Here is a 24,209-nt window from a genome sequence, read left to right on the forward strand (position 1 = left end):
CCTAGCGGAAACTGTTCCACTGCGGGCTCAGGGCGATCTCCCGGAGCTGCTTCACGGTCAGGGCGGGCTTGGCACGGGACGGGGCGGCGTGCGGGCCGCCCGCGTTGTAGGCGCTGACCGCGACCCGGAAGCCGTCGGTGCGCAGGGTGTCGACGGTCCACCGCACGCAGCCCGGGACGTCCTTGTCGCCCGCGTCCTGGCGGTCCGTGACCTTGGTGCCGTCCGCCAGAGTCTCGGCGTCGCTCCCGAACAGTTCGCCGGCGACATCGCCCATGCCGTGCTGGACGTCGATCTCGACGAGGCTCCTGCCCTTGCCGTCGTCGATCACGAGGTACGAGTAGTCGTCGCCCCGCTCGACCACCTCGGCACCCTTGGGGAGGAGCGGCACGAGCGTGTCCAGGATCTTGTCGTAGGTCGGCTCCTCAACGGGTCCCGGCGCGGTCGTCGCCGTGGGCTTCCCGGTGTCCTCGGGAATGAATTCGACGTACTTGCGCCACACCTGGGCCGTCACCAGTTCCTTCAACTGGGCGGTGGACAGGGGTGGTTCGGGCCTGCTGACCGGTGCGTCCTTCTCGGCGGCGGCGTTCCACTCGCTGACGGAGACATGCTGTCCGCTCGGGGTGACCAGGTCGGCCGTCCACCTCTTGGTGTCGACGCGCCGGTCGGGATACTCGTAGCCCTGGAACAGCATGAGCAGGGAGCCGTCCGGCAGCCGGCTGGAGACGCAACTGTCGTGCGGGGTCAGCGTCTTGTCAGGGCAGTCGACCGCCTGGCGGGCCTGCTCGCTGCCCGGCTCGACCCGGTTCAGGCTGACGCCGATCGCTCCGGCGCCCTTGCCGTCGTCGTGGACGAGGTGGACGTACGGCGACGGCATCGGGCCCTCGGTGCCCCGTGCCTGCTGCTCGCTGACCTTCCCTTCGGGGAGCAGCCCTTCGAGGGCCGCGATGAGTTCGCGGCCCGTCAGGGGAACCGCGGACGGTGTGGCGGAGGGCTGTTCGGCCACGCTGGAGTCGGCCGGCCGCGGGGCGGGCGCTCCGCCCCAGGGCACCAGCAGCGCCCCGCCCACTCCCACCAGCGCGATCCCGGCCGCGCCGCCCGCCACGGCGGCCCGCCGCCGCAGCCGCTGCCGGCGTCCCCGCGCCAGGCCGCCGGCGACGAGCGCGCCCCGGTCGGCCTCGAAGTGGTCACCGGTGTCGTGCAGGGCGTGACCGAGCCGCCCCGCGAAGTGCTCCTCGTCGTGTTCCACAGGCATGGCAAACCACCGTTTCTCGGGATGTGGGGTCGTGGGAGTCGTGGGCGTCGTGGGAGAGGGGCCGGGGGTCAGGAAGCCGCGTACTCGCCGAGGTCCTCGCCCAGCAGCTCGCGCAACCGGCCGAGCGCCCGGCTGCAGCGCGTGCGCACCGCCGCGGAACTGGCGTTCAGCGCGTCGGCGGTCTCCTCGACGGACCGGTCCTCCCAGTACCGCAGGACGATCACGGCCCGGTCCTTGGCGGGCAGGCCGGCGAGCGCCTGGAGCAGGGTCAGCCGCAGTGGCAGGTCGGCGTGGCCGCCGTAGGACGCGGCGCGGTCGGGAATCGTGTCCGTGGCCCGCTCGGTGCTGCTGCGCCGCCGCTGATGGGCGAGGAAGGCGCGGGTGAGGACGGTCTGCGCGTACCCGGCGGGGTTGTCCACCCGGGAGACGCGTCCCCAGCGGACGTAGATCCGGCCGAGGGTCTCCTGGACGAGGTCCTCGGCGAGGTGGGTGTCCCCGGCGGTCAGCAGACAGGCCGACCGGTACAGATGGCCGGCCCTGGCCGCGGCGAACTCCGCGTACTCGTCCGCGCGGCCCTGTCTCATGCGCTCCCCCTGCTGCTGTGTGCCGGCTGTCGGCGAGGTCCTCACTTCACTGATGCGGCGGGACAGGGAGAATGTTTCACCGCAGGACCGAAAAGTTCTCAGCGCGCACAAGGACACAGGACCCGATGACCGAGCAGCCACCCCCACCCGCCCCGGGTTTCGGCCCGCCCCCGCCGCAGTACGCCCCCGCGCAGCCACCCAACGCCCCCGCGCAGCCACCCAACGCGCCCGCGCAACCCCCCAACGCGCCCGCACAACCCCCCTACGCCCCCGCGCAGCCGCCGTACGCCCAGGTCCCGCCCCAGCCGGCACCGGCCGGCCCCGAGTTCCTGGCCGTCGACAAACGCAACGCGGTCGTGGTCGACGCGTCCGGCGTGGTCTTCGAGCTGGCGGACTTCACGATGGAGTTCCCCTGGCCCGAGATCCGCAGCGTCCACTACCAGGCGAGCCCCGACGGCAAGGCCCTGATGGTCGCCGTGATCCCCATGGACGGCCGGTTCTACGAGTGCGTGGTGGAGGCCAAGCCCCGGACGAGGCTGCAGGAGTGGTTCCCGCAGCTCGCCTGGGTGCTCGGCCACTACCGTCCGATGGGGTGAGACGGGCGGCTCCTACGGCAGCCCGTGCACATGCGGCCCCACCGCGTTCGACCACGCGTTGCCGGCCGCGGCGTCCCAGTTCGTCGACCAGGTCATCGCGCCCCGCAGGTCGGGATAGGTCCTGGACGGCTTGAACGAGCCGCAGTTCGTGCCCCTCGCCAGACAGTCCAGGGCGTTGTTCACGACGGTGGGCGAGACATACCCGCTGCCCGCGCCGCTCGGCGAGGCGGGCAGGCCCAGACCCACCTGGGACGGGGCGAGGCCGCCCTCCAGCTGGATGCAGGCCAGGGCGGTCAAGAAGTCCACCGAGCCCTGGCTGTAGACCTTGCCGTCGCAGCCCAGCATCGAACCGCTGTTGTAGTACTGCATGTTGACGACCGTGAGGATGTCCTTGATGTTCAGGGCCGTCTGGAAGTAGGAGTTCGACGTCGACTGCATGTCGATGGTCTGCGGCGCCATCGTGATGACCAGCGACGAGCCCGCCTTCGCCGAGAGCGACCGCAGGGCCTGCGTCATGTAGGTGGCGTTGAGGCCGTTCTCCAGATCGATGTCGACGCCGTCGAAGCCGTACTCCTGCATCACCGCGTACACCGAGTTCGCGAAGTTCGTCGCCGACGCGGCGTCGTTCACCGCCACCGTGCCGCGCTCACCGCCCACCGAGACGATGACCTTCTTCCCGGCGGCCTGCTTCGCCCTGATGTCGGCCTTGAACTGGTCGACGGTGTAGCCGCCGAGCCCCGCCGAGTCCAGGTTGAAGGCCACCGCGCCCGGCGTCGAGGTCGCGTCCGCGAAGGCGACGGCGATGATGTCGTACTGCGCCTGGACGTCGGCGAGCTTCTGGACCGTGGCGCCGTTGTTGAAGTTCTGCCAGTAGCCGGTCACCGCGTGCTTCGGCAGTGCGGGACCCACCGGGCCCGCCGTCGTCGTGCCCGTCACCGCCGCCGACTTCGGTGACTCACCGGCCGCGTTGGTCGCCGTGACCTGGAAGGAGTACGACGTCGAGGCCGCGAGCCCGGTCACGGTCGCGGAGGTGCCGGTGACCGCGGTGACCTTGGTGCCGCCGCGGTAGACGTTGTAGCCGGTGGCGCCCGAGACGGTGTTCCAGGCCAGGGAGACCGAGGACGAGCTGGTGCCCGACACCGCGAGGCTGTTCGGTGCGCCGGGGATCGTGGGGGTGGGGTCGGTGCCACCGCCGCCGTCGGGGCCGTAGACCGAGACGTCGTCGGCGTAGTACGCCGCCTGCCCGTACCAGCCGTGCGTGTACACCGTCACCGAGGTCGTGGAGGCGCCGGTGGTGAAGGTGGTCGAGAGCTGCTTCCAGGTCGCCGAGTCGGGCGTCCAGGTCGACACGTCCGTGGTGCCCGTGCCGGTCACGCCGAGGTAGGTGTAGCCGCCCTGCACCCAGGCGCTCAGCGTGTACGTCGAGTTGGGCTTGACGGCCACGGCCTGGGTACACCGGGCGTTGTCCTGCCCGGCCGGGGTGGCCTTCAGGGCCGTCGTGCCGCCGTGCACCGGGGAGGTGACGGTCGTGCCGCTGTTCGCGGAACAGGTCCAGTTGGTCAGGCCGGACTCGAAGCCGGCGTTCTTGGCGTTGTTGACGTCCGCCGCGGACGCCTGGCCCGCGGGGAGGAAGGCGAGGGCGAGGGCTGCGGCGATCGCGCCCGCCCGGAATCTGCTGCGTATGGACATGACAAGAGGCATGCTGAACAACTTGGTCCAGACCAATTCGCGTGTCAAGAGATTCCGGTAATGGAGAATTCGTGTGCGTAACCTGCCCCGTTTTAGCGTGACTTGTGCGAGTGGAGTTACTTCTCGGCTGGAGAGAAGCTGTTCTCCGGCCACAAAGCCGTGGATACAGTGCTCAAGTAGTCACGCAATGAAGTCACCGGGGAGCTGCGCGTGCCAACTGCCATTGCCGTGACCAGCGCCGACATGGCGCTGCCGGCGCAGGATGAGCGAACCGTGCCCGCCGTCGTGCTCGGGGACCTCGGCCAGGAGTCGCTCGACCTGTCGTTGGCCGACATGCAGACCCTGATCGACCAGCACGGCCATGTGGTCGTCGTCTGCTCACAGGCCGCCCCGCGCGCGGTGGTGCAGCGGCTGCGCACCGTACGGTCCCTGCTGGAGAGCGACCGGATCGCCCTGTTCCGCCCCGAACTGCCCCCGCTCGGACTCGCCGTCCTCGCCCGCCAGTTGCGTCAGCTGGCCTCCTGCGACCTCAGCCCCGGCGTCCTCGCCTCCGCCGGCCGGCTGCTCACCCACTACATCCACGCCGGGGCACTGCTCGGCTCCGTCACCAAGCTCGACCGCATCCCCGTCGACCTCAAGTCGCACGCCAAGTCCTGGGTGCCCGGCAGCCAGTTCGGCGTCCTCGCCCACCCCACCCCGCACCTGGCGAGGATGGGCCCGGGGGTCACCCTCCCCGGCCCGGAGTTCGGCACCTCGCTGCTGGTCGCCAAGGGGCAGCTCCAGTCCGACTGGGTCACCGCCGCCCTGGCCCCGTCCTGGCGGGCGCGGGGCCTGCGCGAGGCGGTGCTGCCCGCGGAGTCGGCGGCCTGGTGGGGGACGTCCAAGCTGATCGAGTTCTGCGCGTACCTGCCCGACCTGCCGGTGCTTTACCAACTGGTCACCTCCGTAAGGCAGACCTCCTGTCACTGGTGCGGCATCGACGTCATCGGCGACCGCTGCGTCTTCTGCTCCGCCACCCCGCCCGCCCACGAACAACCGGCCCGCGCAGGCTGACCGGACCTGGACCCCGGACCCCGGCCGCCGAGGCCGCCCGACCCCACCCGACCGCTCCCGACCGATTCCCCCAATGAGGTTGTACGGTTCATGAACTCCCGTCAGCGCCGCGGCGTGATACTCCTGCTCCTGTCGGTGGTCTGCGCCCTCGGGGCCTTCGCCGGCGTGCTCTCCGTCATCAGTGACGTGAAGTCCAAGGTCGGTCCCGAGGTCACCGCCTACCAGCTCAGGCGGGACGTGGCCCCCTACACCCCGCTCAGCGCGGCCCAGTTCGAGAAGATCGAGATGCCCGAGCGGTGGCTGTCCAAGAACGCGGTCACCGACCTCCGCGAGGTCCGCGGCAAGATCGCCGTCACCACCCTGCGCGAGGGCTCCCTGCTGCAGAGCGACATGATCGTCGACCAGCCCGCCCTCCAGCCGGACGAGCAGGAACTCGCCATCATGATCGACGCGGCGACCGGTGTGGCCGGCAAGATCACCCCGGGCTCCAAGGTCAACGTCTACGCCACCTTCGAGGGGCAGAGCGACAGCGCGCCCGACCAGTCCAAGCTGATCGTCGAGAACGCCCGGGTCATCGACGTGGGCAAGCTGACCTCGCTGGAGCCCGACGAGAACGACCGCGGTCGGCAGCCCACCGAGGCCGTCCCGATCACCTTCGCCCTGACCGCCGTCGACGCCCAGCGCATCACCTACGCCGAGTCGTTCGCCGACGAGGTCCGGCTCGCCCTGGTCGCACCCGGCGGTGCCTCCGACATCTCCGCGACGGACCGCACGTACGAACTCGCCAAGGACAAGTGAGAGGCCCCCATGCCCACGAGGATCCTCCCGGCGGTCGGCGACGCGGACGCGGTCCGGTCCCTCACGACGCTGCTCAGCCAGCTGCCCGACGCCGAGCCGGTGGCCCCGGTCACCGACTCCACCCAGCTGGTGGACACCCTCGCGCGCCTCGCCGCCGAGTCCGTCGACGAGCTGCCCGAGGTCGTCGTCGTCCATGAACGCATCGGCCCCGTCCCGGCCCTGGAGCTCATCCGCGAGGTCGCCCTGCGCTTCCCGGCGGTCGGCGTCATCCTCGTGACCTCCGACGCCGGACCCGGCCTCTTCCAGGCCGCCATGGACTACGGGGCGCGGGGCCTGGTGGCCCTGCCGCTGCACTACGAGGAACTGGCCAGCCGGGTCCACGCGGTCGCCCAGTGGTCGGTGGGCGTCCGGCGGCATCTGGGCGCCGGCGGGGAGGACGTGTTCAGCGGGGTCGGCGGCACCGTGGTGACGGTGAGCGGCGCCAAGGGCGGGGTCGGCACCACCCTCACCGCCATCCAACTGGCCCTCGCCGCCCAGGCGTCCGGCCGCAGCGCCGCGCTGCTCGACATGGACCTCCAGACCGGGGACGTCGCCGCCTTCCTGGACATCCAGTTCCGCCGCTCGGTCGTGGACCTCGCCGCCATCAACGACATCTCGCCGCGGGTGCTCGCTGACGCGGTGTTCCGGCACGACACCGGGGTCGCCCTGCTCCTCGCCCCCGGCGACGGCGAGCGCGGCGAGGAGGTCACCGACCGCGCCGCCCGCCACATCGTCAGCGCCCTGCGCTCGCGCTACGAGGTCGTCGTCATCGACTGCGGCGGCCAGCTGACCGGCGCGAGCGCGGCGGCCGTGGAGATGGCCGACACGGCGCTCCTGGTCACCACCCCGGACGTGGTCGCCGTCCGGGGCGCCAAGCGCACCGTACGGATGTGGGACCGCCTGCAGATCCGCAAGGCGGAGGAGACCACGATCGTCGTCAACCGCTACTCGCGCGGCGCGGAGATCCAGCCCGCCCTGATCCAGAAGATCACCGGCACCGGGATCGCCGCCACCGCGATCCCCGCCAACTTCAAGGAACTCCAGGGCGCGATCGACGCGGGCCGCGTGCACGAGCTGGACGGCAAGGGGTCCGTCCGGCAGGCCCTGTGGGCGCTCGCCGGGGAGCTGGGGCTGGTCAAGGGCACGGAGGGGGCACTCCAGCGCCGCAACGGCAAGGCGCGGGGCGGAGAGCGGGCGGCGCTGACGTTCCGGCGGCGGAAGGAGTTGGGGCGGTGAGGGGGCGACGGCGGGGGGACAGGAGCCGGATCGGGGGCGACAAGGGCAGGGCCGGGGGCGATCGGGGGCAGGTCACCGTCGAGTTCCTCGGCATGATGCCGCTGATCATCATCACGCTGGTGCTGCTGTGGCAGTTCGTGCTGTTGGGGTACACGTTCTCGCTGGCGGGGAATGCTGCGGACGAGGCGGCGCGGGCCGCGACCGCGTCCGAGGGGCAGGCGGCCTGCGAGGAGGCCGGGCTTCAGCATCTGCCCGGCGCGTGGGAGGGCGGCGCCAGCGTGGAGTGCGGTGTGAGCGGCGGCTATGTCACGGCCGATGTGTCCCTGGAGGTGCCCGTCCTCTTCCCCGGCGCGATCGGCTTCCCGTTCACCGTCGAGGGCCACGCGGGGGCCGTGCAGGAGGAGAAGGACTGAGATGTCGTACGACTCGAAAGTCCGGGACCGCGGCCAGGTCGCCATCGAGTACCTCGGGTTCCTCCCGATCCTGATCCTCGTCGCCATGGCGGGCGTGCAGGTCGGGCTCATCGCCTATACGGCACAGCAGGCGGGCACAGCGGCCCGGGCCGGGGCGCGCGCCGCCTCGCTCGATCCCGGTGCCGCCCAGGAGGGGTGTCAGAACGCGGTCAGCGGCTGGCTCGCCGACGGGACCGACTGCGCGGAGGCGCCCGGAGGCGACGAGGTGACGGTCACCGTCACCGTCGACATCCCGTCCATCGTCCCCGGCTGGGACTTCGGCGACGCCCAGAAGACCGCGACCATGCCGCTCGACCACTGAACGAGGATCCCCATGAGCCTTAGGTCACGCATCCACACCCCCGAGGAGAACGGCGGCCGGGGCGAGGACGGCCACCTGGTCTCCTCCTACCGGGCCAAGCTCCTGGAGGAGATCGACCTCGCGGAGATGAGCTCGCTGGCTGCGGCCGAGCGCCGGGCCCGGCTTGAGCGGGTGCTCGGGCACATCATCAGCCGTGAGGGCCCGGTGCTGTCGACGGTCGAGCGCTCGCAGCTGATCCGCCGGGTCGTCGACGAGGCACTCGGCCTGGGCATCCTGGAACCGCTCCTGGAGGACGCGTCGATCACCGAGATCATGGTGAACGGCCCGGACGCGATCTTCGTCGAACGAGGCGGCCGCGTCGAGCAGTTGCCGCTCCGCTTCCCCTCCCACGACCAGCTGATGCAGACGATCGAGCGCATCGTCTCCACGGTGAACCGGCGGGTGGACGAGTCGAACCCGATGGTGGACGCCCGCCTGCCGTCCGGCGAGCGCGTGAACGTCATCATCCCGCCGCTCTCCCTCACCGGCGCGACGCTGACGATCCGCCGCTTCCCCCGCTCCTTCACCCTGCACGAGATGATCGGCCTCGGCTCGCTCGACGAGCCCATGGTGTATCTGCTGGCCGGTCTTGTGCAGGCCAAGTTCAACATCATCGTCTCGGGCGCGACGGGCACGGGAAAGACGACCCTGCTGAACGCCCTGTCCGGCCTGATCCCCGAGCACGAGCGCATCATCACCATCGAGGACTCGGCCGAACTCCAGCTCCAGCAGGCCCATGTGATCCGCCTGGAGTCCCGCCCGCCGAACGTCGAGGGCAAGGGCCAGGTCACCATCCGCGACCTGGTCCGCAACTCCCTGCGGATGCGCCCCGACCGCATCGTCGTCGGCGAGGTCCGCGGCGGTGAGTCCCTGGACATGCTCCAGGCGATGTCGACCGGCCACGACGGCTCCCTCGCCACCGTGCACGCCAACAGCGCCGAGGACGCCCTGATGCGGCTGAAGACGCTCGCGTCCATGTCCGACGTCACGGTCCCCTTCGAGGCGCTGCACGACCAGATCAACAGCGCCGTGGACGTGATCATCCAGCTGACCCGCTTCCCGGACGGCGCCCGCCGGATCACCGAGATCGCGATCCTCGACAGCCACGGGGCAGAGCCGTACCGCCTGGTGACGGTGGCCCGGTTCCACGCCCAGCCCATGACGCCGGACGGCCGCGTCCACGGCGCGTTCCAGTACTTCCCCCTCCCGCGCCGCACCGCGGACCGCCTCTACTTGGCGAGCCAGCCGATCCCCCAGGCCTTCGGCGTCGCCCAGTCCCCGCTCGAGCTCGCCACCCGAGAAGCCAGGTAGGAACCCGTCGCCATGGAACCCCATACCGTCGCCCATACGGTCGCTCTGGACCTACAGACCCGCATCACCCTCACGACCGGCATAGCCCTGCTGACCTGTGCAATGGCCGTGCTGGGCGTCCATGTGTACGCCGTCGGCCGGGCCCAGCGCCAGGCCCTGGTCGACCGTCTGACGTCCACCGGCCAGATCACCGGAGCCGGGGGACGCCGACGCCGCTTCACCGACCTGGACCGACGCCTGCGCCGTACGAAGCTGGGCAAACAGCTCGAACTGCGGCTCGCGGCAACGGGCCTGGACATCACGCCGGGTGAGTTCTTCGCCTACATGCTGGCGACGGTGGCGGGCCTGTGGCTGGTCGGCCAGGCGGCCCTCGCGCCCTTCTTCGGTCCGATCGCGGGCGTCCTGGGCATCTGGGCCGCGGTCCAGTTCCTCAACTGGCAACGCCAGAAGCGCATCGAGAGGTTCATCAACCAACTCCCCGAACTGGCCCGCATCCTCGCCAACGCCGCCCACGCGGGCCTCGCCATGCGCACCGCCATCGGCCTCGCCGCGGAGGAACTGGAGGCCCCGGCGGGCGAGGAACTCGCCAAGGTCTCCAACCAGCTGGCCCTGGGCGCCTCGATGGACGACGCCCTGAGCGAGCTGGCCGAACGCCTCCCGTCCCGCGAGCTGGTCGTCCTGGTCACGACGCTGGTGCTGTCGAACCGGGCGGGCGGCCAGGTGGTGAGCGCACTGCGCAACCTCACCGAGACCCTGGAGGAGCGCAAGGAGACGCGACGCGAGGTCCGTACCCAGCTCTCCCAGGTGAGCATGACGTCGTACGCGGTCCCGGTGCTGGGCGTGGGCTCGCTGTTCCTGATGAACGGCGTGAAGGACGGCGCCCTGGACCGGATGACGGGTTCCCCGGTCGGCCAGGCGGCGGTGCTGATCGCGTTCGGGCTGTACGCGATCGGCTTCATCCTGATCCGCCGCCTGTCGCGGATCGACGTCTGAGGCGCGCGAGCGGGAAAGGAGGAGGACGACGATGGGACTGGCACAACTCGGGCCGCTCCTGGCCCTGCTGATGGGCCTGAGCGTGTGGGGCATCTTCGCCGGCATCCGCATGTACCGGGCGGACACGAAACTGCCGAGCGACCTGGCGCTGGCCCTGGAGGTCGGCGCGACCCGCACCGGCGCCGTGGACTCGCTCATCGACCGCATGGGCATGCGCTACGCCCCCGCCGTGCTGCGCCTGATGGGCCCGAAGCTGGTGGCCAAGTACCGCCGCAAGATCGACCTCGCGGGCAACCCCGGCGGCCTGACCATCGACCGCTATGCGGCGCGGCGGGCGGTGTACGGCTTCCTGGGCGCCGTCGGCTTCCTGGTGTTCCTGCTCCGGGGCCAGGTGCTGGTGGCCTTGCTGCTGCTGGCCTTCGGTGCCTTCTGGACGGAGGTCGGCATCTGGTCGGCGATCCGCATCAGGAAGGACGAGATCGAACGCACCCTGCCCGACTTCCTGGACGTCCTGGCGGTGGTGGTGAGCGCGGGCCTGGGCTTCCGCCAGGCCCTGGACCGGGTCGCCTCGAAGTACGAGGGCCCCTGGGCCGACGAACTCCGCATCACCCTGCGCCAGATGGACCTGGGCATGAGCCGCCGCCACGCCTTCGCGGAACTGAGGCGCCGGAACGACTCCGAGCAGGTGGCGATGTTCGTGACGGCACTCCAGCAGGGGGAGGAGCTGGGCGCGCCGATCGTCGACACGCTGGTGGCGCTGGCCAAGGACATGCGCAGGACCGACGCCCAGAACGCCCGCCGGAAGGCGGCCAGGGCGGTACCCAAGGCCACGATGATGATCACGACGTTCATGGTTCCGGCGACGATGATCCTGCTGGGGGCGGGGTTGTTGCTGGGGTCGGGGACGGACTTCGGGTCGTTGACGGGGGAGTAGCGGCCAACGAGGGGAGCAGTCGCCAACGAGGGGAGCAGTCGCCAACGGAGGAGTGATCGTCAACGGAGGAGTAGTCGCTAACGGAGGAGTAGTCGCTAACGGGGGAGTAATCGTTGACGGGGAAGCAGGAGCAGCAGGGAAAGTAGGGGAGGGGAGGGCCGTATGGCAGGGATGCCGGTGCGGATGGAAACAGCGGCGCAGACGAACGCCGGGCTGCCGAGGGCGGCGGCGGGCCTCGCGTCGCTGCTGCGACGCCGCCGGACGTCGTGGGCGTCCCGGTCGGCGGCCGTGGAGCGGCAGCCGGAGCGCTCGTCGACGATCGCCCTCCAGATAAACGCCCTCCAGGCGCTGTGCCGTCAGGTCTTCGGCTTCCGGATCGCCATGATCGCGCTCGCCGCGCCCGGGGCGCTGCTCAACGCCGCGCCGGGCCTGGGCGCACGCCTGGTGGGCGCCTCGGTGGTGGTCACGTTCATGGGCTCCTACGTCCTGTTCCGCGACTGGGAACGCTTCGGCCCCCTCCTCCTGCGCCACCCCACCCTCCTGGCGGCGGACACCCTCTTCACCTCCCTCCTCCTCGTCTCGGCGGGCCCGGACACCACGCTGGCCTACGTCAGCGTCTGCACCCCGCTGCTGGCCGGCATCGTCTACGGCTACCGAGGCGCGGCCGTGTTCGCCAGCGCACAGTCCCTGATCCTGCTCCTGGCCTACGCGATGGACAGGGAGGCGCAGGCGGGCAGCGGCCTGGCGGAGAAACTCCTCCTCCCGGGCCTCTGCGTCATCACGGGCGCCCTCGGCTCGTCCCTGCGCAACCTCATGCTCCGCTTCGGCACGGCCACCCAGGCCCTGACGGAGGTCCAGGCCCGCCTGGCGGTCACGGAAGCGGTGAGCGCGGAACGGGCGCGGCTGGCCCGCGAGATGCATGACTCGGTGGCGAAGACGCTGTATGGCGTGGCGCTGGCGGCGGACGGGTTGGCGGTATCGGCGGCGTCGTCCGCCGAGGATCCGTCCGGCGTGGAGCCGCCCGGCACGGCCCCCTCCAGTCTGGACCCGTCCCGGATCAGGCAGCAGGCGGAACTGGTCTCCCGAGCCGCCCGCCGGGCAGCCGCCGAGTCCCGGGAGCTCCTGGCGGACCTGCGCCGCGAGTCCGACCCGGACCACCTGACGGACATCGTGTCGGAACTGGTGGCCCGCACCGAGGACTTCACGACCCGCACCGGTACGCGCGCCACTTACGAGGCCATGGGCGAGGCCCCGTTGCCCCCGGTCCCGCCGGCCGTCGCCCGCCACCTCCTCACCATCACCGAGGAGGCCATGGAGAACGCCCACCGCCACGCGAACGCGACCCGGGTCGACGTACGGGCGGGTGTGGAGGCCGAAGTGCTCCGCCTGACCGTCCGGGACGACGGCCAGGGCCTGCCCGCCGACACAACGGTCGAACACCTCCGCCGGACAGGCCACTTCGGCCTGCTGGGCATGACCGAACGGGCGGCCTCGATAGGAGCCCGCATCCACATCGGCAGAGGCAGACACGCACGCGGCACGGAGGTCAGCGTGGAACTCCCGTTGGCGGCGCTGACGAGGACGACAGAGGCGGCGACCCCATGACCGAGCGGAAGCCACCCCCCGTCACCGCGCCCCTCCGACTCGTCGTGGCCGACGACAACCCGGTGGTCCGCGCGGGCCTGACCGCCCTCCTCTCCACCCACGCGGACATAACGGTCGTTGCCGAGGCGACGAACGGCCACGAGGCCCAAGAGGCGGCCCACCGCCACCGCCCCGACGCGATCCTCCTGGACGTACGCATGCCGGGCATGGACGGGATCACGGCACTGCCGCACCTCGTGCGCATCGCCCCGGTGCTGATGCTGACCTACAGCGGGGAGTCGGAGACGGTCCGGGAGGCCCTGCGTCGAGGGGCCGTCGGCTATCTGGTCCACGGTGAGTTCACGACGGACGAACTGGTGGAGGCCGTACGGGACATCAAGTCGGGTGGGCCGCCTCGTCTCACGGCTACGGCGGCGAAGGCGGCGGCGGCAGGGGTGGCGACAGGGCCGTCGCTCGCGGAAGCAAACCCTCAACTATCAACTGCTACAGGCAATTCCCCGGAACGCCTTTCGCAAGTGCAACCAAGTGTGGGACAGTCATCGGTGTACCGTTCGCGGTTCCAGCTGAGCAGGAGGGAGGCGGAGATCATGGACCTCATCGCATCGGGCATGAACAACCAGCAGATCGCCGCCGCCTGCTTCATCAGCGAGAAGACGGTCAAGAACCACATCAACCGCATCTTCGCCAAACTCCACAGCACCAGCCGAGCGGAGGCCGCCGCCAAGTGGCTGGGCACGGCCCCGGGTTCACACCCAGGACGGAGCTGATCGGGGATGGCGCAGCGATGGTTTTCGGACGGGGCCCGGAATTGGGCCCTGGGACCCTCTGGTGTTCCGGGTAATCGCGCTTACTTTTCTCGCAGGACTTTTCACGACACTTGCGAGCTCAGCGCTCAACAACTGCCGGACACCAGAGGGGAACACCATGAGCAACTGGATCAACACCACCGTCGCATACCTCCGCTCGCGCGCTGCTCGCGACGACAAGGGGCAGACGGCGGTGGAGTACCTGGGGATCATCGCGGTGGTGGTGGCGATCGTGTTGGCCATTACGGGGACGGACATCGGCCAGACCATCTACGACGCGATTGTCGAACAGATCGACGAGCTCACCGGATGATCGGGCGCCACAGGTTCGGCGACGCAGGGCAGGCATTCCCCATCTACATCACCGTGGTGGGGGGCCTGCTCTTTCTCGCGTTCGCCTACCTCGCGGTCGGCCAGGCCGCAGCACATCGGAACGGTGCCCAAACCGCCGCCGACGCGGCGGCGTTGGCGGCGGCGCAGGAAACCCGGGACCAACTCGCCGGCAAGTGGGTGCAGGACATACTCGACCCGGCGAAGTGGCAGGACATCTTCGACGGCGACGTACAGGGTCTGGACCCGTCCTGCTGGCGCGCGGACGAACTCGCGGCGCAGAACGACGCTCACGTGGACGCCTGTGGTCCGACGGGCCTTCTGGGCTACGAGGTCGAAGTCGAGACGGACGAGCCCGTCGGTGATTCGATCGTTCCCGGTACGGAGAGCAAGTACGCGAAGGCGTCGGCCACCGCCGTGATCGAGCCTCGCTGCACGTTCGAACTGCCCGGCGGGGATGCCGAGGACGGTGACGGCAACGAGGTACTGCCGCTGCCGCAACTCACCTGCGAGGACGAGAACTGGGACGACCTGGACCCGGACGACCCGACCACGCTTCCGGATCCTGAGGACCTCTTCGACGTCCATCTGGCCGACTGACAAGCGAACGACGAGTGACGAAGGAAGCAGAGGCATGAGCATTCGGTTCACTACGAAGGCCCGCAGGGGGATGGTCGCGATGACCGTTGCGGCTGGACTGGCCCTCGGTGTGGCCGGCTGCGGTAGTGGAGGCGACGACGACAAGAAGCCGGACGCATCGGCTCCCGCCTCCACGAACGGTGGGTCCAACCCCAGTGCTCAGGAAGGAAACGACCAGCCGCTGGCTGAACTCAAGGGCGAGGACGGGCTGATCCTCAAGGTCATCTCTGCTCAGCGCGATTCCGGTGGCTTCGTCACTGTGAGCGGTGAGCTGAAGAATGACGGAGACGAGGCGGCTCGCCTGTCCGCTCGTACGTCGGGCGACGAGACCGAGATCATCAGGCACGGGACATCGCTGGGCGGAGCCACGCTCGTCGACTCTGCGAGCAAGAAGCGCTACTACGTACTTCGCGACACGGACGGCCGCCCCCTCACGACGACGGGCATGCCGCGGATCAAGCCCGGAGACTCGATCCCGGTCTTCATGCAGTTCCCCTCCCCGCCTTCTAACACCGCCGACGTCAGCTTCCAGCTCCCCACCTTCGCCGCAGCCACCATCCAGATCTCCGGGTGAGGCCAACCATGACCCGCACCCCCCGCCTCCCCCTGACCCTCACCGCGGCCACCCTCATGGTCGCCGCCAACATCCTCGGCGCCACCACCGCCGACGCGGCCGACGACCCCAGCGTCCCGCCCGGCACCGAGGCGACGGCCGCCGCCCCCGTCGAAGTCGACGCGAACGACCCCGACCTCAAGCTCCCGGAGGGCGCGACGCTCGCCCAGGCCAAGGTGTTGGACATCAAGCAGGTGGTGGAGGACCAGGCCGGCGAGGAGCGCCGGGAAGACACCAACACGGACGTGAAGTTCGCGCTCCAGGCCGAGGTCCTGTTCCCCAAGGACAGCGCGAAGCTGACCGGGGAGGCGAAGTCCCGTATCTCGTCGATCGCCGAGGAGATCAAGACCCAGAACGCCACCCGGATCCGTGTCTTCGGCTTCACCGACAATCTCGGCTCCTCGGCCCACGGCGACGTGCTGTCCCGCAAGCGCGCGAACGCCGTACAGGGCGTCCTGGAGTCAGAACTGAACGACTCGACGATCACGTACGAGGTGCGGGGCTACGGCGAGCAGTACCCGATCTCCTCCAACGAGACGGAGTCGGGCCGCAAGAAGAACCGAAGGGTGGAGGTCTCCTTCCCGCGCACGGAGAGCTGACCGTGACGAGAAGCGCGAGGCGTATACGCCACGTATACTTGCGGCATGTCTGACGTCATGATCCGCGTGCCCGCCGAAGTCCGTGACCAGCTCGCCGCCGTGGCGGAGGCGCGTGGGACGAGCCTCCGTGCCCTGATGCAGGAAATCGCGGCTCAGACTCTGACCCCCGAGCAGATCAAGGAACGGGCCGATCGCACCCGTACTCTCCTCGCCGAGCGGTTCGGGCATTACGTGACGGACGAGGAATCCGCGGAAATGCGGAGCAGGATGCGGGAAGCGACGACCGCGCACCGAGCTGCTCTCGCGGAGGCGGAGTCGTCCCGTTGAACCAGATCGACCACTTTGTCCTCGACAGCTCCACACTGCTGGCGATGGGAGGCAACAAGCAGGTCTCCGGCCTCATCCACGCCGCGGCGTCCAGTGAAGATGTGCGTCTGTGGCTGCCGGTCCTGTGCCTCGTGGAGGCTGAGCGCGAGCGGGCGGGGATTGTGGCCCACGCGGGTGTACTGCTGGACGTGCTCCGCGTCATCGACGACGACTACGCGATGGCCATGACCGTCGCCGAGCTGCTCCACGACGGTGTCGAGTTCGGGGTTGCCGCGGCCGTACATGCGGCACGGCCGAACCCGATGCTCCCCGACGGAGCGCTGGTGGCCACCGTCGCACCGGAGGCCTACGTCGGGCTGGGAGTCGGGGTCATGGACCTCAACCGCTGAGTCGTAGCCGGTCAGCCGCTCGCTCCGCGCGGAGGTCGATCGTGCCATCACCTCCCCTTCAGCTCTTCCCCGGACGTTCGGGACCCCTCCCAACCCACCCACGGGACCCTGAGGGACCCACCAGGGAGCAAGGTGTCCCGTCCGTGCGGCAGTTGAGGGAGTGAGTCGGTATGCGTGGGTCCGAAGAGCCGTCGGGTATCGGTGGCACGGGAGAGCACTCGGGCGGACCTGAGTCCACGCCGTCCGCGCCGCTGCAGCCGCCCACGCCACTGCAGCCGCCCGCGCCGTTGGCGCCCGAGCCCCCGTCGCCGCCCCCGCCCCCGCTGCCCGATGGCCCACCGAGCGTCGAGCCTCCGAGCGACGAGCGTCCGCTCTCCGAGTGGTTGACCTACACGCTGCCGGAGGATCCCGAGGACGACGTGCCCGCGGACCCGTGGCGGTCGGCGGCGGCCGGGCTGTTCAACCTCAGTGGGCTCGGGCTCGGGTACGTGTTCCTGGAACACTGGTGGCAGGCCGCCCTGTGCTGGATCGCGACCGGCTTCCTGCTGGTGGCCGCACTGCCCGCAGACCCCGACGGGGTGCCGGTCGGGGTGGTGTGGGCGTACGTCCTCGTTCTGGTGCCGGCCGCCGTCCACGGGGCGTGGCTGGCGCGCCGTGCCCGGTTGACGCTGCGGTGGCGGTCGACGGTCGCCGCCGCGCTCGGGCTCGTGCTGCTCGCCGTGCCCGCCGGTGGGGCGGTGGGGTACGACGCGGCGCAGGATGAGGCGTACCAGCAGATGCTGCTCGACCGGCTGGCCAGGACGGACCGGCTGGTCACCGCCGCCTCGCAGCGGGACGGCTTCGCCGAGGGCAAGGGGGACTACGACCGGGCACTGAAGGCCTACCGCGCGCTCGGCGACGACCACCCCGGCAGCCGGGCGGCGCACCGCATCCCCGACCGCCTCGGCCGGTTCTACGACACCGTCGCCGCGCCGTACCGCGAGAAGGAGTACTGCGAGGCCCTGCAACCCCTGCGGTATCTGTGGAAGCTGCCCGACACGATGGGCACCGAGCGGCTCGGTTCCCTCGCCGACTGGCCCGAGGAGCCCCTGGCCACCTCGCTCTACGAGTGCGGCATCACGAACCTCGGCTCCAACGCCCGGACCGAAGCGGACGCGAACGGCGGCGCACTGGCCGATCTCCTGCGTACGTTCCCCGATTCGCCGCAGGCCGCCAAGGTCGAACCGGCCGTCAGCGCGGAGATCGCGAAGCGGTCCAAGGCCCTGAAGGGCGACGACCCGTGCCCGGCCGACGAAGAGCTGCAGGCCATCAGCCAGACCATGGTCGACCTGCCCGCGGGCAGCCCCGGGGACGGGTTGCGCACGGACGCCGTCAACGCGGTCGAGTCCGGTGCCTACGCGTGCGGGGTGGACCAGTTCAAGGACGACAAGTTCGGCGCGGCGGCCGAAACTCTCAACGACTTCGCCGACGAGTACGAGGACAACAAGAACGCCAAACGCGCCCGGCAGATCGCCATCGCCGCGGAGATCGCCGACGAACTGCCCGAGGCGGGCCGGAAGCTGCCGCCGTCCCGCGGCCCGGGCGGCTCCAAGATGCCCATGGAGATCAGCAACGACGCCCCGAAAGCAGTCGAGTTCCTCTACACCGGCCCGGTCACCGGCAGCATCTACCTCCCGGCCTGTGCCGACTGCACCGAGTACTCCAGCAAGTCCAACGCCGAGAGCGCCGCCTGCTCGAACAGCGGCACCGACTACCCGACCACGTACCTCAACCTGCCCGCCGGCAACTACCAGACCCTCATCAAGTACGCCGACGAAGACGCGGGGGATGTCACGAACGAGGCCGACGCGATGAGCATCGATCCCGGCTACACGTACACCAACTGCCTGTACGTCGTGAGCGAGAGCAGTTACCCGGGATATCCCGACTACTCGCTGCCGGAACTCCCGGAGATCGAGCCGATCGAGCCGATCGAGCCCCTCGCTCCGAACGCCTGACCCACGGGGCCGCGCGGTGGATGGTGAGGGCGTCCCGCCAGCCGGGACCCCTCCCGGACCCCGTTGCCCAGTCTCCGTCCATGACCGATCCACGCAGATGGCTCGTCGCGGTGGCCGCTGCACTGGTGACGGCAGGCTGTTCGAACTCCCCGGACCCCGCGCCACCGGCCTCGGCCTCGATCCCGGCCTCGATCCCGGCCTCGATCCCGGCCTCGATCCCGGCCTCGTCCGGCCCGTCGACCGCGCGGCCGACCGCGACGGCCACCACAGCCTCAGCCTTCTGCCTGAACCTGGACGTCTTCCAGGTCAGCGTCGTTGCCTTCCGCGCGGACGCGGGACGCGGTGGAGAAGTACGACTGTGACGCCGCGGACGGGTGATCCTCAGCGGCGGCGTCGCGGGTGTCGTATCGCCGCCGATCGATCGTGACCCGGCGACGGCACTCGACGCGCACCCACCGTCACCCGGCCTCGACCTCGACCGTGACCCGCACCCCGCCCCGCACCCCCCACCCCGCCATCGCCCCGGCCTCCGCCTCCAGCACATGCCGCGCACGCAGCCGGGGCAGCCCCAACCGTCCGGGTTTCATGGTGCGTACGGCGATGACGTTCAGCTTCCGGTCGAGGTACGCCACGTCGATGGGGATGCGCATCCGGAACGTGTGCACACCACTGGCGGGCGTGAGCAGCATCGCCCCGTCGACGGCGTCCCGCCCCAGGAGCCCTTTCGTGCGGGCCCGATAGGACGCGGCGATCTCCACGGGCACCGAGACGTCGCCCGACTCCCCGTGGACGACCAGGGCCCCTCGCCCATCACGCCACCGTCGCCCCATCCTCGGCCACCTCCTGGATTTCCTGTTGTCCGCCGAGTGCTACCCGGGTAGGAAAGGTCGCATGACCGGACTCGGCGCAGTATTCCGCCCCCAGCTCGCCCCCGAACGACTTCGATCCGTCGCCGAACTCGCCGACGCCGCAGGACTGGAAGAGCTCTGGCTCTGGGAGGACTGTTTCCGGGAGGGCGGGATCTCCACGGCCGCGGCCGCCCTCGCCTGGACCGAGCGGGTCAGGATCGGCGTCGGGCTGCTGCCCGTTCCGCTGCGCAACGTCGCCATCGCCGCCATGGAGGCCGCCACGCTGCACCGGATGTTCCCGGGGCGGCCGATCCTCGCCGTCGGGCACGGTGTGCAGGACTGGATGGGGCAGGTCGGGGCCCGGGTCGAGTCGCCGGTGACCCTGCTGCGGGAGCATCTCGTCGCCCTGCGTGCCCTGCTCGGCGGGGAGCGGGTCAGCACCGAGGGCCGGTACGTCAAACTCGACGACGTCGCCCTCGACTGGCCGCCCGCCGGGCCGGTGCCCGTCATCGCCGGGGTCACCGGGCCCCGCTCGCTGCGGCTCGCCGGGGAGGCCGCCGACGGGACCCTGCTCACCGCCTCGACGTCGCCCGAGGGGGTACGGCGGGCACGGCAACTCATCGACGAGGGGCGGGAGTCGGCCGGACGCGCCGGCGCGGAACCGCACCCGGTCGTGGTCTATCTCCTTGCCGCCACCGGCCCCGACGCGGCCGCCCGTGTCAAAGCCGAGCTGGCCGCCGAGGGGCTCGCCTCCGTGCCCGATCTCGGTGTCGCCGGGGACGCCGGCACCGTGGCGAAGGCCGTGCAGCGGCTCGCGGACGCGGGTGCCGACACCGTGGTGCTGCAGCCGACGGGGGACGAGCCGGACCCGGAGGGGTTCGTGCGGTTCGCGGCGGAGGAAGTGCGGCCGTTGGTGCCGTAGGCGAGAGGGCCGTGCCCGGCTCGGCGGCGTTGTCCATGCTCAGCGGCGTTGTCAGTGGCTCCTGCCAGACTCCTGGACATGAGCGACGACACCGTGGACGTACGCCTTCGAGATGTGTGGGACTCCGACCTGGAGGCCTTCCTCGCCTACGAGCACGACCCGGAGGCCCTCCAGCGGTCGAGGTTCACGCCTCGGCCGCGGGACGCCTTCCTGAAGCACTGGCGGACCAGAGTGCTCGGCGACGAGACCTGTCTCGTGCGGACGGTCACGGTGGGGGACGACGTGGCCGGCAGCGTCGTCTCCTGGTGGGAGGGCGACCGCCGCTTCCTCGGCTACTGGATCGGGCGGCCGTACTGGGGGCGGGGCATCGGCACCAGAGCGCTCGCCCTCTTCCTCGAACTCGACCGGACGCGTCCGCTGTACGCCGACCCCTTCCACGACAACACCGCCTCCGTACGCCTCCTCGAACGCCACGGCTTCCAGCACGCCGGCACCGTCCGCCACGGCGATGACGAACATGTGCTGCTCGTTCTCCCCGAGGCCTAGGCGGCCGTGAGCGAAAATCGGCGGCGGTCACCGACCATGCCCTGACACGATCACCGTATGCAGAAGCCGCGGCACACCCGGACCTTCGACGACCTCGTCGCCGAAGGCGTCGCCGTCCCCACCGAGGGCTGGGACTTCTCCTGGTTCGAGGGGCGGGCCACCGAGGCCCGGCCCTCCTGGGGATACGCCACGTCACTCGCCGAGCGGCTCTCCCGCGCCATCGCCGCCCTCGACATCCAGACCGGGGGAGGCGAGGTACTCGACTTCGCCCTGCGCCGCGCCGCTCCGAAGGTCCCGCCCCTCACCGTCGCCACCGAGGGCTGGCCGCCGAACGTCGCCAAGGCCACCGCCGTCCTGCGTCCCCACGGCGTCGCCGTCGTGGCCGCACCCGAGGACGCCCCGTTGCCGTTCGCGGACGGCGCCTTCGACCTGGTCAGCAGCCGGCACCCGGTCAGTCCGCAGTGGGCCGAGATCGCCCGCGTCCTGCAGCCCGGCGGCAGCTACTTCGCCCAGCACGTCGGGCCGCGCAGCGTCTTCGAGCTCGTCGAGTACTTCCTCGGCCCGCTCCCGCAGGAGCAGAGCCTCGGCCGCCACCCCGACCGCGAGCGCGCCGCCGCCGAGGCCGCCGGGCTCGACATCGTCGATCTGCGCGCCGAGCGGCTGCGCATCGAGTTCCACGACATCGCGGCCGTCGTCCACTTCCTGCGGAAGGTGGTGTGGATGGTCCCTGGCTTCACGGCCGAGGCATACGAACCCCAACTCCGCGCCCTGCACGAGCAGATCCAGTCCCACGGCTTCTTCGTCGCGCACAGCACCCGCCACCTCTTCGAGGCCCGCAAGCCCGACGCCTGAGCCGGTCCGCCGCCGCGCCCCTCACGCGTGCGGACCGACCGTCACCTCCCCGACCACCAACTCTGCCCTCGCCTCCAGCACTTCCCCGATCCGCTCCACCTGCTCGCCGAGCTCCCGCTCCTGCCGCGCCGTCAGCCGTCGGCCGACCAACTCCACCGTGACCGTCGTACGGCGGCCCTGGCGCCGCTGGTGCCAGACCCCGGCCACCACGCCGTCCACCAACAGCACGGGATAGTTCCCCGCCTGGCCGCCCGCCAGTGCCCGCCGGTACGCCTTCCCGGGGAACAGCGACTCCCGCGGCTGCGCGGCGATGGCATACGCGTCGAAGTACGGCAGCAACCGCACGCCCCGCACCCGCTCGCCCGGGAACCCCGTGTCACCGGCCGCCACCCAGGCCGCCGCCCCCTCGAACAACACCTGCTCGACTTCCCCACCCTCCACCAACTCCCCGAACAGCCCCACCGCCCACCCCACCGGCGCCGCCAGCCACTTGGCGAAGTACTGAGGCGTCGAGGGCCCATACACACGCAAATACCACCGCACAAGCTCCCGAAGCGCCTCTTCACCGGCCGCGGGCCTTGACCGGGTCGTCCCGGGCTCCGCCTCTTCACGGGGCGCTGGCCCCGAACGGGACACCTCGGAACCCTGCCCCGACCCGGGCGCCGGCCCTGACTGGGTCGCCTTGGGCTCCGCCCCTTCACCGGGCGTTGATCCCGATCGGGTCGCCCCGGACCCCGCCCCCTCGCCCGCCGCCGGCCCCGAACGGGACACCCCGGAACCCTGCCCCGACCCGAGCTCGGAACCCGACTCTGGTCGGGAACCCGACCTCAGCCCCGATCCGAAACCCGACCCAGATCCGGGTCCCGGCCCTGCCCCGGAACTCAGTCCCGGCCTGGAACCCGACCCCGACCGGGAAGGGGAACTCGACCCCAGCCTTGATCCGGAACCTGGCCCCGGCTCGGAACCCGGCCCCGACGCCGCCCCGGATCTCAGCCCCGGCCGGGAACCTTGCCCCGACGCGGGCCCGGAGCTCGCCCCCGGCTTGGAGCTCGACCCGGGCCCGGAACCTGCCCCCGACCCAGATCCAGGCCCTTGCCCCGCCCGGGAACCCTGCCCCGCCCCGGAACCCAGCCCCACCCCGGAACCCTGCCCTGCCCGGCAACCCAGCCCCACCCCGAAATCCGACTGCGCCCCCACTCCCACCCCCGCCCCAACCCCCGGCGGCCGCGTATACGTCACCCTCCGCCCCCGATTCGGCCCAAAGCACAGCGCACCCGACTGGCCCGCCCGGTGCATCACCTGGCGCCAGCGTGGCCACAGGTCCTGGAAGGCCGGCATGACCAGGTCGCCGGCCCAGGGGCCGGTGCGGGCGACCACCTCCGTGCCCAGCTCCTCCACGGTGAGGCACACCCCGTCCAGGGCGTCCCCGATCGCCGCCACGATCTGCTCGGCCTGTTCCTCCGTCACCCGTACGTCCGGCGGGAACGGGCTCGGCCCGGTCGGAATCGCGCTCAGCGCGGCGCACCACAGCGGCAGGTCGGCGGTGGGGAGCAGATGTACGGTGCCGCGCGGGCCGAACGTCTTCACCAGTGAACGGTCCTCCCACAGCGCCGCCCGTACGTCCGCCCGCGTGATCCCGGCGACCCGCACCCCCACCGACACCTCGGCCGCGGACAGCACCTGCGCATGCGCGCCCAGCATCGCCCCGACCACATCGGCCACCGGCGTGCCGCGCCCGGCGGGACGGTCCAGGAACTGCCGCTCCAACCGCCGCGCGCTCGCCTCGTTCCACGTGACAGTGACAGTCATGGGTCGACGTTAGGCCGGACAGAGGACAGATGCTGTCCGCTTGTCGGCGGCTCGTCACCCACCGTGTGCCCCGCACTGCAAACCGTGCATCCGTGCGCAAACGCCCTTCGCCCCCTGCGCATCAAAGGAGGGTCCACCTTTTCCACATTGTTATGACGGCCGACTCGCTTTCGTCCGGCTTGTCGCGTAAGTTCAGACCAAGGTAATTCGCGTAAGCAAAGCTGCGCGGCGGGACCGCGCAGTGGAGGGGGCTGCGCGGTGCCGTGCGCCTGTACGCGCCCCTGCTGGACGCGCATCGCGTCGACCCCGCCTCCGCCCCGCGACGCCCTCCGTGCCGTCAAGCGCACGTTCGCGGTCGGGGTCACCCGGGGGAGGGATGCGCGGACAAGTCGCCGAGCGGCTCCCAAGATGCGGCAAACCCTACGGTTCCATCCGCATCCCACCCGTTTCCCCAGGGAATCTACCCCTGCTCGGCCATGATTTCGCCACGAAAGGGCCCTCTCGCGGCCACCGGGCCGTCGCCGAGCGATTTCGGAGAGTAGTTGTGGCACGCCGATGCGCGCAGCATCCCTTACGAAGGGTTATGGTGGAAACCCCCCCTCGGGCCGGTCCGTCTCCCCCCCACGGAC

26 protein-coding genes and 2 pseudogenes are annotated in these 24,209 nt (G+C 70.8%); 22 read left to right on the forward strand and 6 right to left on the reverse strand.

All coding sequences use genetic code 11. The features are described from left to right. Window position 1 precedes the first annotated feature (1 nt). Both ACIA8X_RS12800 and ACIA8X_RS12805 read right to left on the reverse strand, forming a co-directional pair. Window positions 2-1,252: a hypothetical protein gene (locus ACIA8X_RS12800; RefSeq protein ID WP_399458291.1), complete on the reverse strand. Its 1,251-nt coding sequence runs from the start codon at window positions 1,250-1,252 to the stop codon at window positions 2-4. 68 nt (window positions 1,253-1,320) lie between these two features. Beyond that, the gene (locus ACIA8X_RS12805) at window positions 1,321-1,836 is read right to left on the reverse strand and encodes a SigE family RNA polymerase sigma factor (protein ID WP_393448228.1); all 516 of its coding nucleotides are present in this window, start codon (window positions 1,834-1,836) and stop codon (window positions 1,321-1,323) included. Window positions 1,837-1,961: 125 nt separating this feature from the next. Here ACIA8X_RS12805 and ACIA8X_RS12810 point away from each other — a divergent pair, with 125 nt between their 5' ends. After that, window positions 1,962-2,432, forward strand: coding sequence for a hypothetical protein (locus tag ACIA8X_RS12810; protein WP_393448226.1), 471 nt, complete (start codon window positions 1,962-1,964; stop codon window positions 2,430-2,432). A 12-nt stretch (window positions 2,433-2,444) separates the two neighbouring features. Here the strand turns inward: ACIA8X_RS12810 and ACIA8X_RS12815 are convergent, their stop codons facing one another. Further along, a complete protein-coding gene (locus ACIA8X_RS12815; protein ID WP_393448224.1) occupies window positions 2,445-4,121 on the reverse strand; it encodes a chitinase in 1,677 nt (558 codons plus the stop codon). A 243-nt stretch (window positions 4,122-4,364) separates the two neighbouring features. Between ACIA8X_RS12815 and ACIA8X_RS12820 the strand changes: the two genes are divergently transcribed. The 18 genes from ACIA8X_RS12820 to ACIA8X_RS12905 all read left to right on the forward strand — a co-directional run bounded on the left by ACIA8X_RS12820 (window position 4,365) and on the right by ACIA8X_RS12905 (window position 18,965). After that, window positions 4,365-5,174, forward strand: coding sequence for a hypothetical protein (locus ACIA8X_RS12820; RefSeq protein ID WP_393448965.1), 810 nt, complete (start codon window positions 4,365-4,367; stop codon window positions 5,172-5,174). Between the two features lie 90 nt (window positions 5,175-5,264). Then, window positions 5,265-5,972, forward strand: a complete 708-nt coding sequence (gene cpaB / locus ACIA8X_RS12825) for a Flp pilus assembly protein CpaB (protein ID WP_399458292.1) — start codon at window positions 5,265-5,267, stop codon at window positions 5,970-5,972. A 9-nt stretch (window positions 5,973-5,981) separates the two neighbouring features. Next, complete coding sequence (locus ACIA8X_RS12830) at window positions 5,982-7,247, forward strand: CpaE family protein (RefSeq protein WP_399458293.1); 1,266 nt, start codon at window positions 5,982-5,984, stop codon at window positions 7,245-7,247. Between the two features lie 92 nt (window positions 7,248-7,339). Then, entirely contained in the window at window positions 7,340-7,660 is a 321-nt protein-coding gene (locus tag ACIA8X_RS12835) for a pilus assembly protein (RefSeq protein ID WP_393448962.1), read from the forward strand. 1 nt (window position 7,661) lies between these two features. Continuing rightward, window positions 7,662-8,021 carry a TadE/TadG family type IV pilus assembly protein gene (locus ACIA8X_RS12840; protein ID WP_393448218.1) on the forward strand — a complete coding sequence of 120 codons (360 nt, stop codon included), beginning with the start codon at window positions 7,662-7,664 and terminating at the stop codon, window positions 8,019-8,021. Window positions 8,022-8,033: 12 nt separating this feature from the next. Then, complete coding sequence (locus ACIA8X_RS12845; protein WP_399458294.1) at window positions 8,034-9,371, forward strand: CpaF family protein; 1,338 nt, start codon at window positions 8,034-8,036, stop codon at window positions 9,369-9,371. Between the two features lie 45 nt (window positions 9,372-9,416). Further along, window positions 9,417-10,364 (forward strand): type II secretion system F family protein, encoded by a 948-nt coding sequence (locus tag ACIA8X_RS12850; protein ID WP_393448959.1) that lies wholly within the window; start codon window positions 9,417-9,419, stop codon window positions 10,362-10,364. Window positions 10,365-10,395: 31 nt separating this feature from the next. Next, on the forward strand, window positions 10,396-11,298 hold the full coding sequence (locus ACIA8X_RS12855; protein ID WP_393448214.1) for a DUF5936 domain-containing protein: 903 nt from the start codon (window positions 10,396-10,398) through the stop codon (window positions 11,296-11,298). 171 nt (window positions 11,299-11,469) lie between these two features. Continuing rightward, complete coding sequence (locus ACIA8X_RS12860; protein WP_393448956.1) at window positions 11,470-12,903, forward strand: sensor histidine kinase; 1,434 nt, start codon at window positions 11,470-11,472, stop codon at window positions 12,901-12,903. Next, window positions 12,900-13,670: a response regulator gene (locus ACIA8X_RS12865; RefSeq protein WP_399458295.1), complete on the forward strand. Its 771-nt coding sequence runs from the start codon at window positions 12,900-12,902 to the stop codon at window positions 13,668-13,670. The genes ACIA8X_RS12860 and ACIA8X_RS12865 overlap by 4 nt, the downstream gene beginning before the upstream one ends. A 157-nt stretch (window positions 13,671-13,827) precedes the next feature. Continuing rightward, complete coding sequence (locus tag ACIA8X_RS12870; RefSeq protein ID WP_393448210.1) at window positions 13,828-14,022, forward strand: Flp family type IVb pilin; 195 nt, start codon at window positions 13,828-13,830, stop codon at window positions 14,020-14,022. Continuing rightward, window positions 14,019-14,639, forward strand: a complete 621-nt coding sequence (locus tag ACIA8X_RS12875; RefSeq protein WP_399458296.1) for a pilus assembly protein TadG-related protein — start codon at window positions 14,019-14,021, stop codon at window positions 14,637-14,639. The genes ACIA8X_RS12870 and ACIA8X_RS12875 overlap by 4 nt, the downstream gene beginning before the upstream one ends. Before the next feature lie 34 nt (window positions 14,640-14,673). Continuing rightward, a complete protein-coding gene (locus tag ACIA8X_RS12880) occupies window positions 14,674-15,252 on the forward strand; it encodes a hypothetical protein (RefSeq protein WP_393448206.1) in 579 nt (192 codons plus the stop codon). 8 nt (window positions 15,253-15,260) lie between these two features. Then, window positions 15,261-15,890 carry an OmpA family protein gene (locus ACIA8X_RS12885; protein ID WP_393448204.1) on the forward strand — a complete coding sequence of 210 codons (630 nt, stop codon included), beginning with the start codon at window positions 15,261-15,263 and terminating at the stop codon, window positions 15,888-15,890. Between the two features lie 45 nt (window positions 15,891-15,935). Continuing rightward, window positions 15,936-16,217 (forward strand): Arc family DNA-binding protein, encoded by a 282-nt coding sequence (locus tag ACIA8X_RS12890; RefSeq protein WP_393448202.1) that lies wholly within the window; start codon window positions 15,936-15,938, stop codon window positions 16,215-16,217. After that, window positions 16,214-16,606: a hypothetical protein gene (locus tag ACIA8X_RS12895; protein WP_393448200.1), complete on the forward strand. Its 393-nt coding sequence runs from the start codon at window positions 16,214-16,216 to the stop codon at window positions 16,604-16,606. Before ACIA8X_RS12890 ends, ACIA8X_RS12895 begins: the two co-directional genes overlap by 4 nt. A gap of 170 nt (window positions 16,607-16,776) precedes the next feature. Next, on the forward strand, window positions 16,777-18,603 hold the full coding sequence (locus ACIA8X_RS12900) for a hypothetical protein (protein WP_399458297.1): 1,827 nt from the start codon (window positions 16,777-16,779) through the stop codon (window positions 18,601-18,603). An 80-nt stretch (window positions 18,604-18,683) separates the two neighbouring features. Then, entirely contained in the window at window positions 18,684-18,965 is a 282-nt protein-coding gene (locus ACIA8X_RS12905) for a hypothetical protein (RefSeq protein ID WP_393448196.1), read from the forward strand. Window positions 18,966-19,061: 96 nt separating this feature from the next. On the opposite strand, the gene ACIA8X_RS12910 is transcribed toward ACIA8X_RS12905, so the two are convergent. Continuing rightward, on the reverse strand, window positions 19,062-19,433 hold the full coding sequence (locus ACIA8X_RS12910) for a DUF192 domain-containing protein (RefSeq protein WP_393448194.1): 372 nt from the start codon (window positions 19,431-19,433) through the stop codon (window positions 19,062-19,064). Window positions 19,434-19,494: 61 nt separating this feature from the next. Here ACIA8X_RS12910 and ACIA8X_RS12915 point away from each other — a divergent pair, with 61 nt between their 5' ends. The 3 genes from ACIA8X_RS12915 (at window position 19,495) to ACIA8X_RS12925 (ending at window position 21,771) form a co-directional block, all read left to right on the forward strand. Further along, a complete protein-coding gene (locus ACIA8X_RS12915; RefSeq protein WP_399458298.1) occupies window positions 19,495-20,373 on the forward strand; it encodes an LLM class flavin-dependent oxidoreductase in 879 nt (292 codons plus the stop codon). A 78-nt stretch (window positions 20,374-20,451) separates the two neighbouring features. Next, the gene (locus tag ACIA8X_RS12920; RefSeq protein WP_399458299.1) at window positions 20,452-20,919 is read left to right on the forward strand and encodes a GNAT family N-acetyltransferase; all 468 of its coding nucleotides are present in this window, start codon (window positions 20,452-20,454) and stop codon (window positions 20,917-20,919) included. Window positions 20,920-20,976: 57 nt separating this feature from the next. After that, a complete protein-coding gene (locus ACIA8X_RS12925; RefSeq protein ID WP_399458300.1) occupies window positions 20,977-21,771 on the forward strand; it encodes a methyltransferase domain-containing protein in 795 nt (264 codons plus the stop codon). Window positions 21,772-21,792: 21 nt separating this feature from the next. Here the strand turns inward: ACIA8X_RS12925 and ACIA8X_RS12930 are convergent. After that, window positions 21,793-22,368: pseudogene (locus tag ACIA8X_RS12930) on the reverse strand (DNA glycosylase AlkZ-like family protein); the annotation flags it as partial. A gap of 621 nt (window positions 22,369-22,989) precedes the next feature. Next, window positions 22,990-23,580, reverse strand: a pseudogene (locus tag ACIA8X_RS12935) (DNA glycosylase AlkZ-like family protein); the annotation flags it as partial. Window positions 23,581-24,209 lie beyond the last annotated feature (629 nt).

Origin of the sequence: Streptomyces sp. NPDC051738 (assembly GCF_044453205.1) — a bacterium.
In the GTDB taxonomy this organism is placed as follows: Bacteria; Actinomycetota; Actinomycetes; order Streptomycetales; family Streptomycetaceae; genus Streptomyces.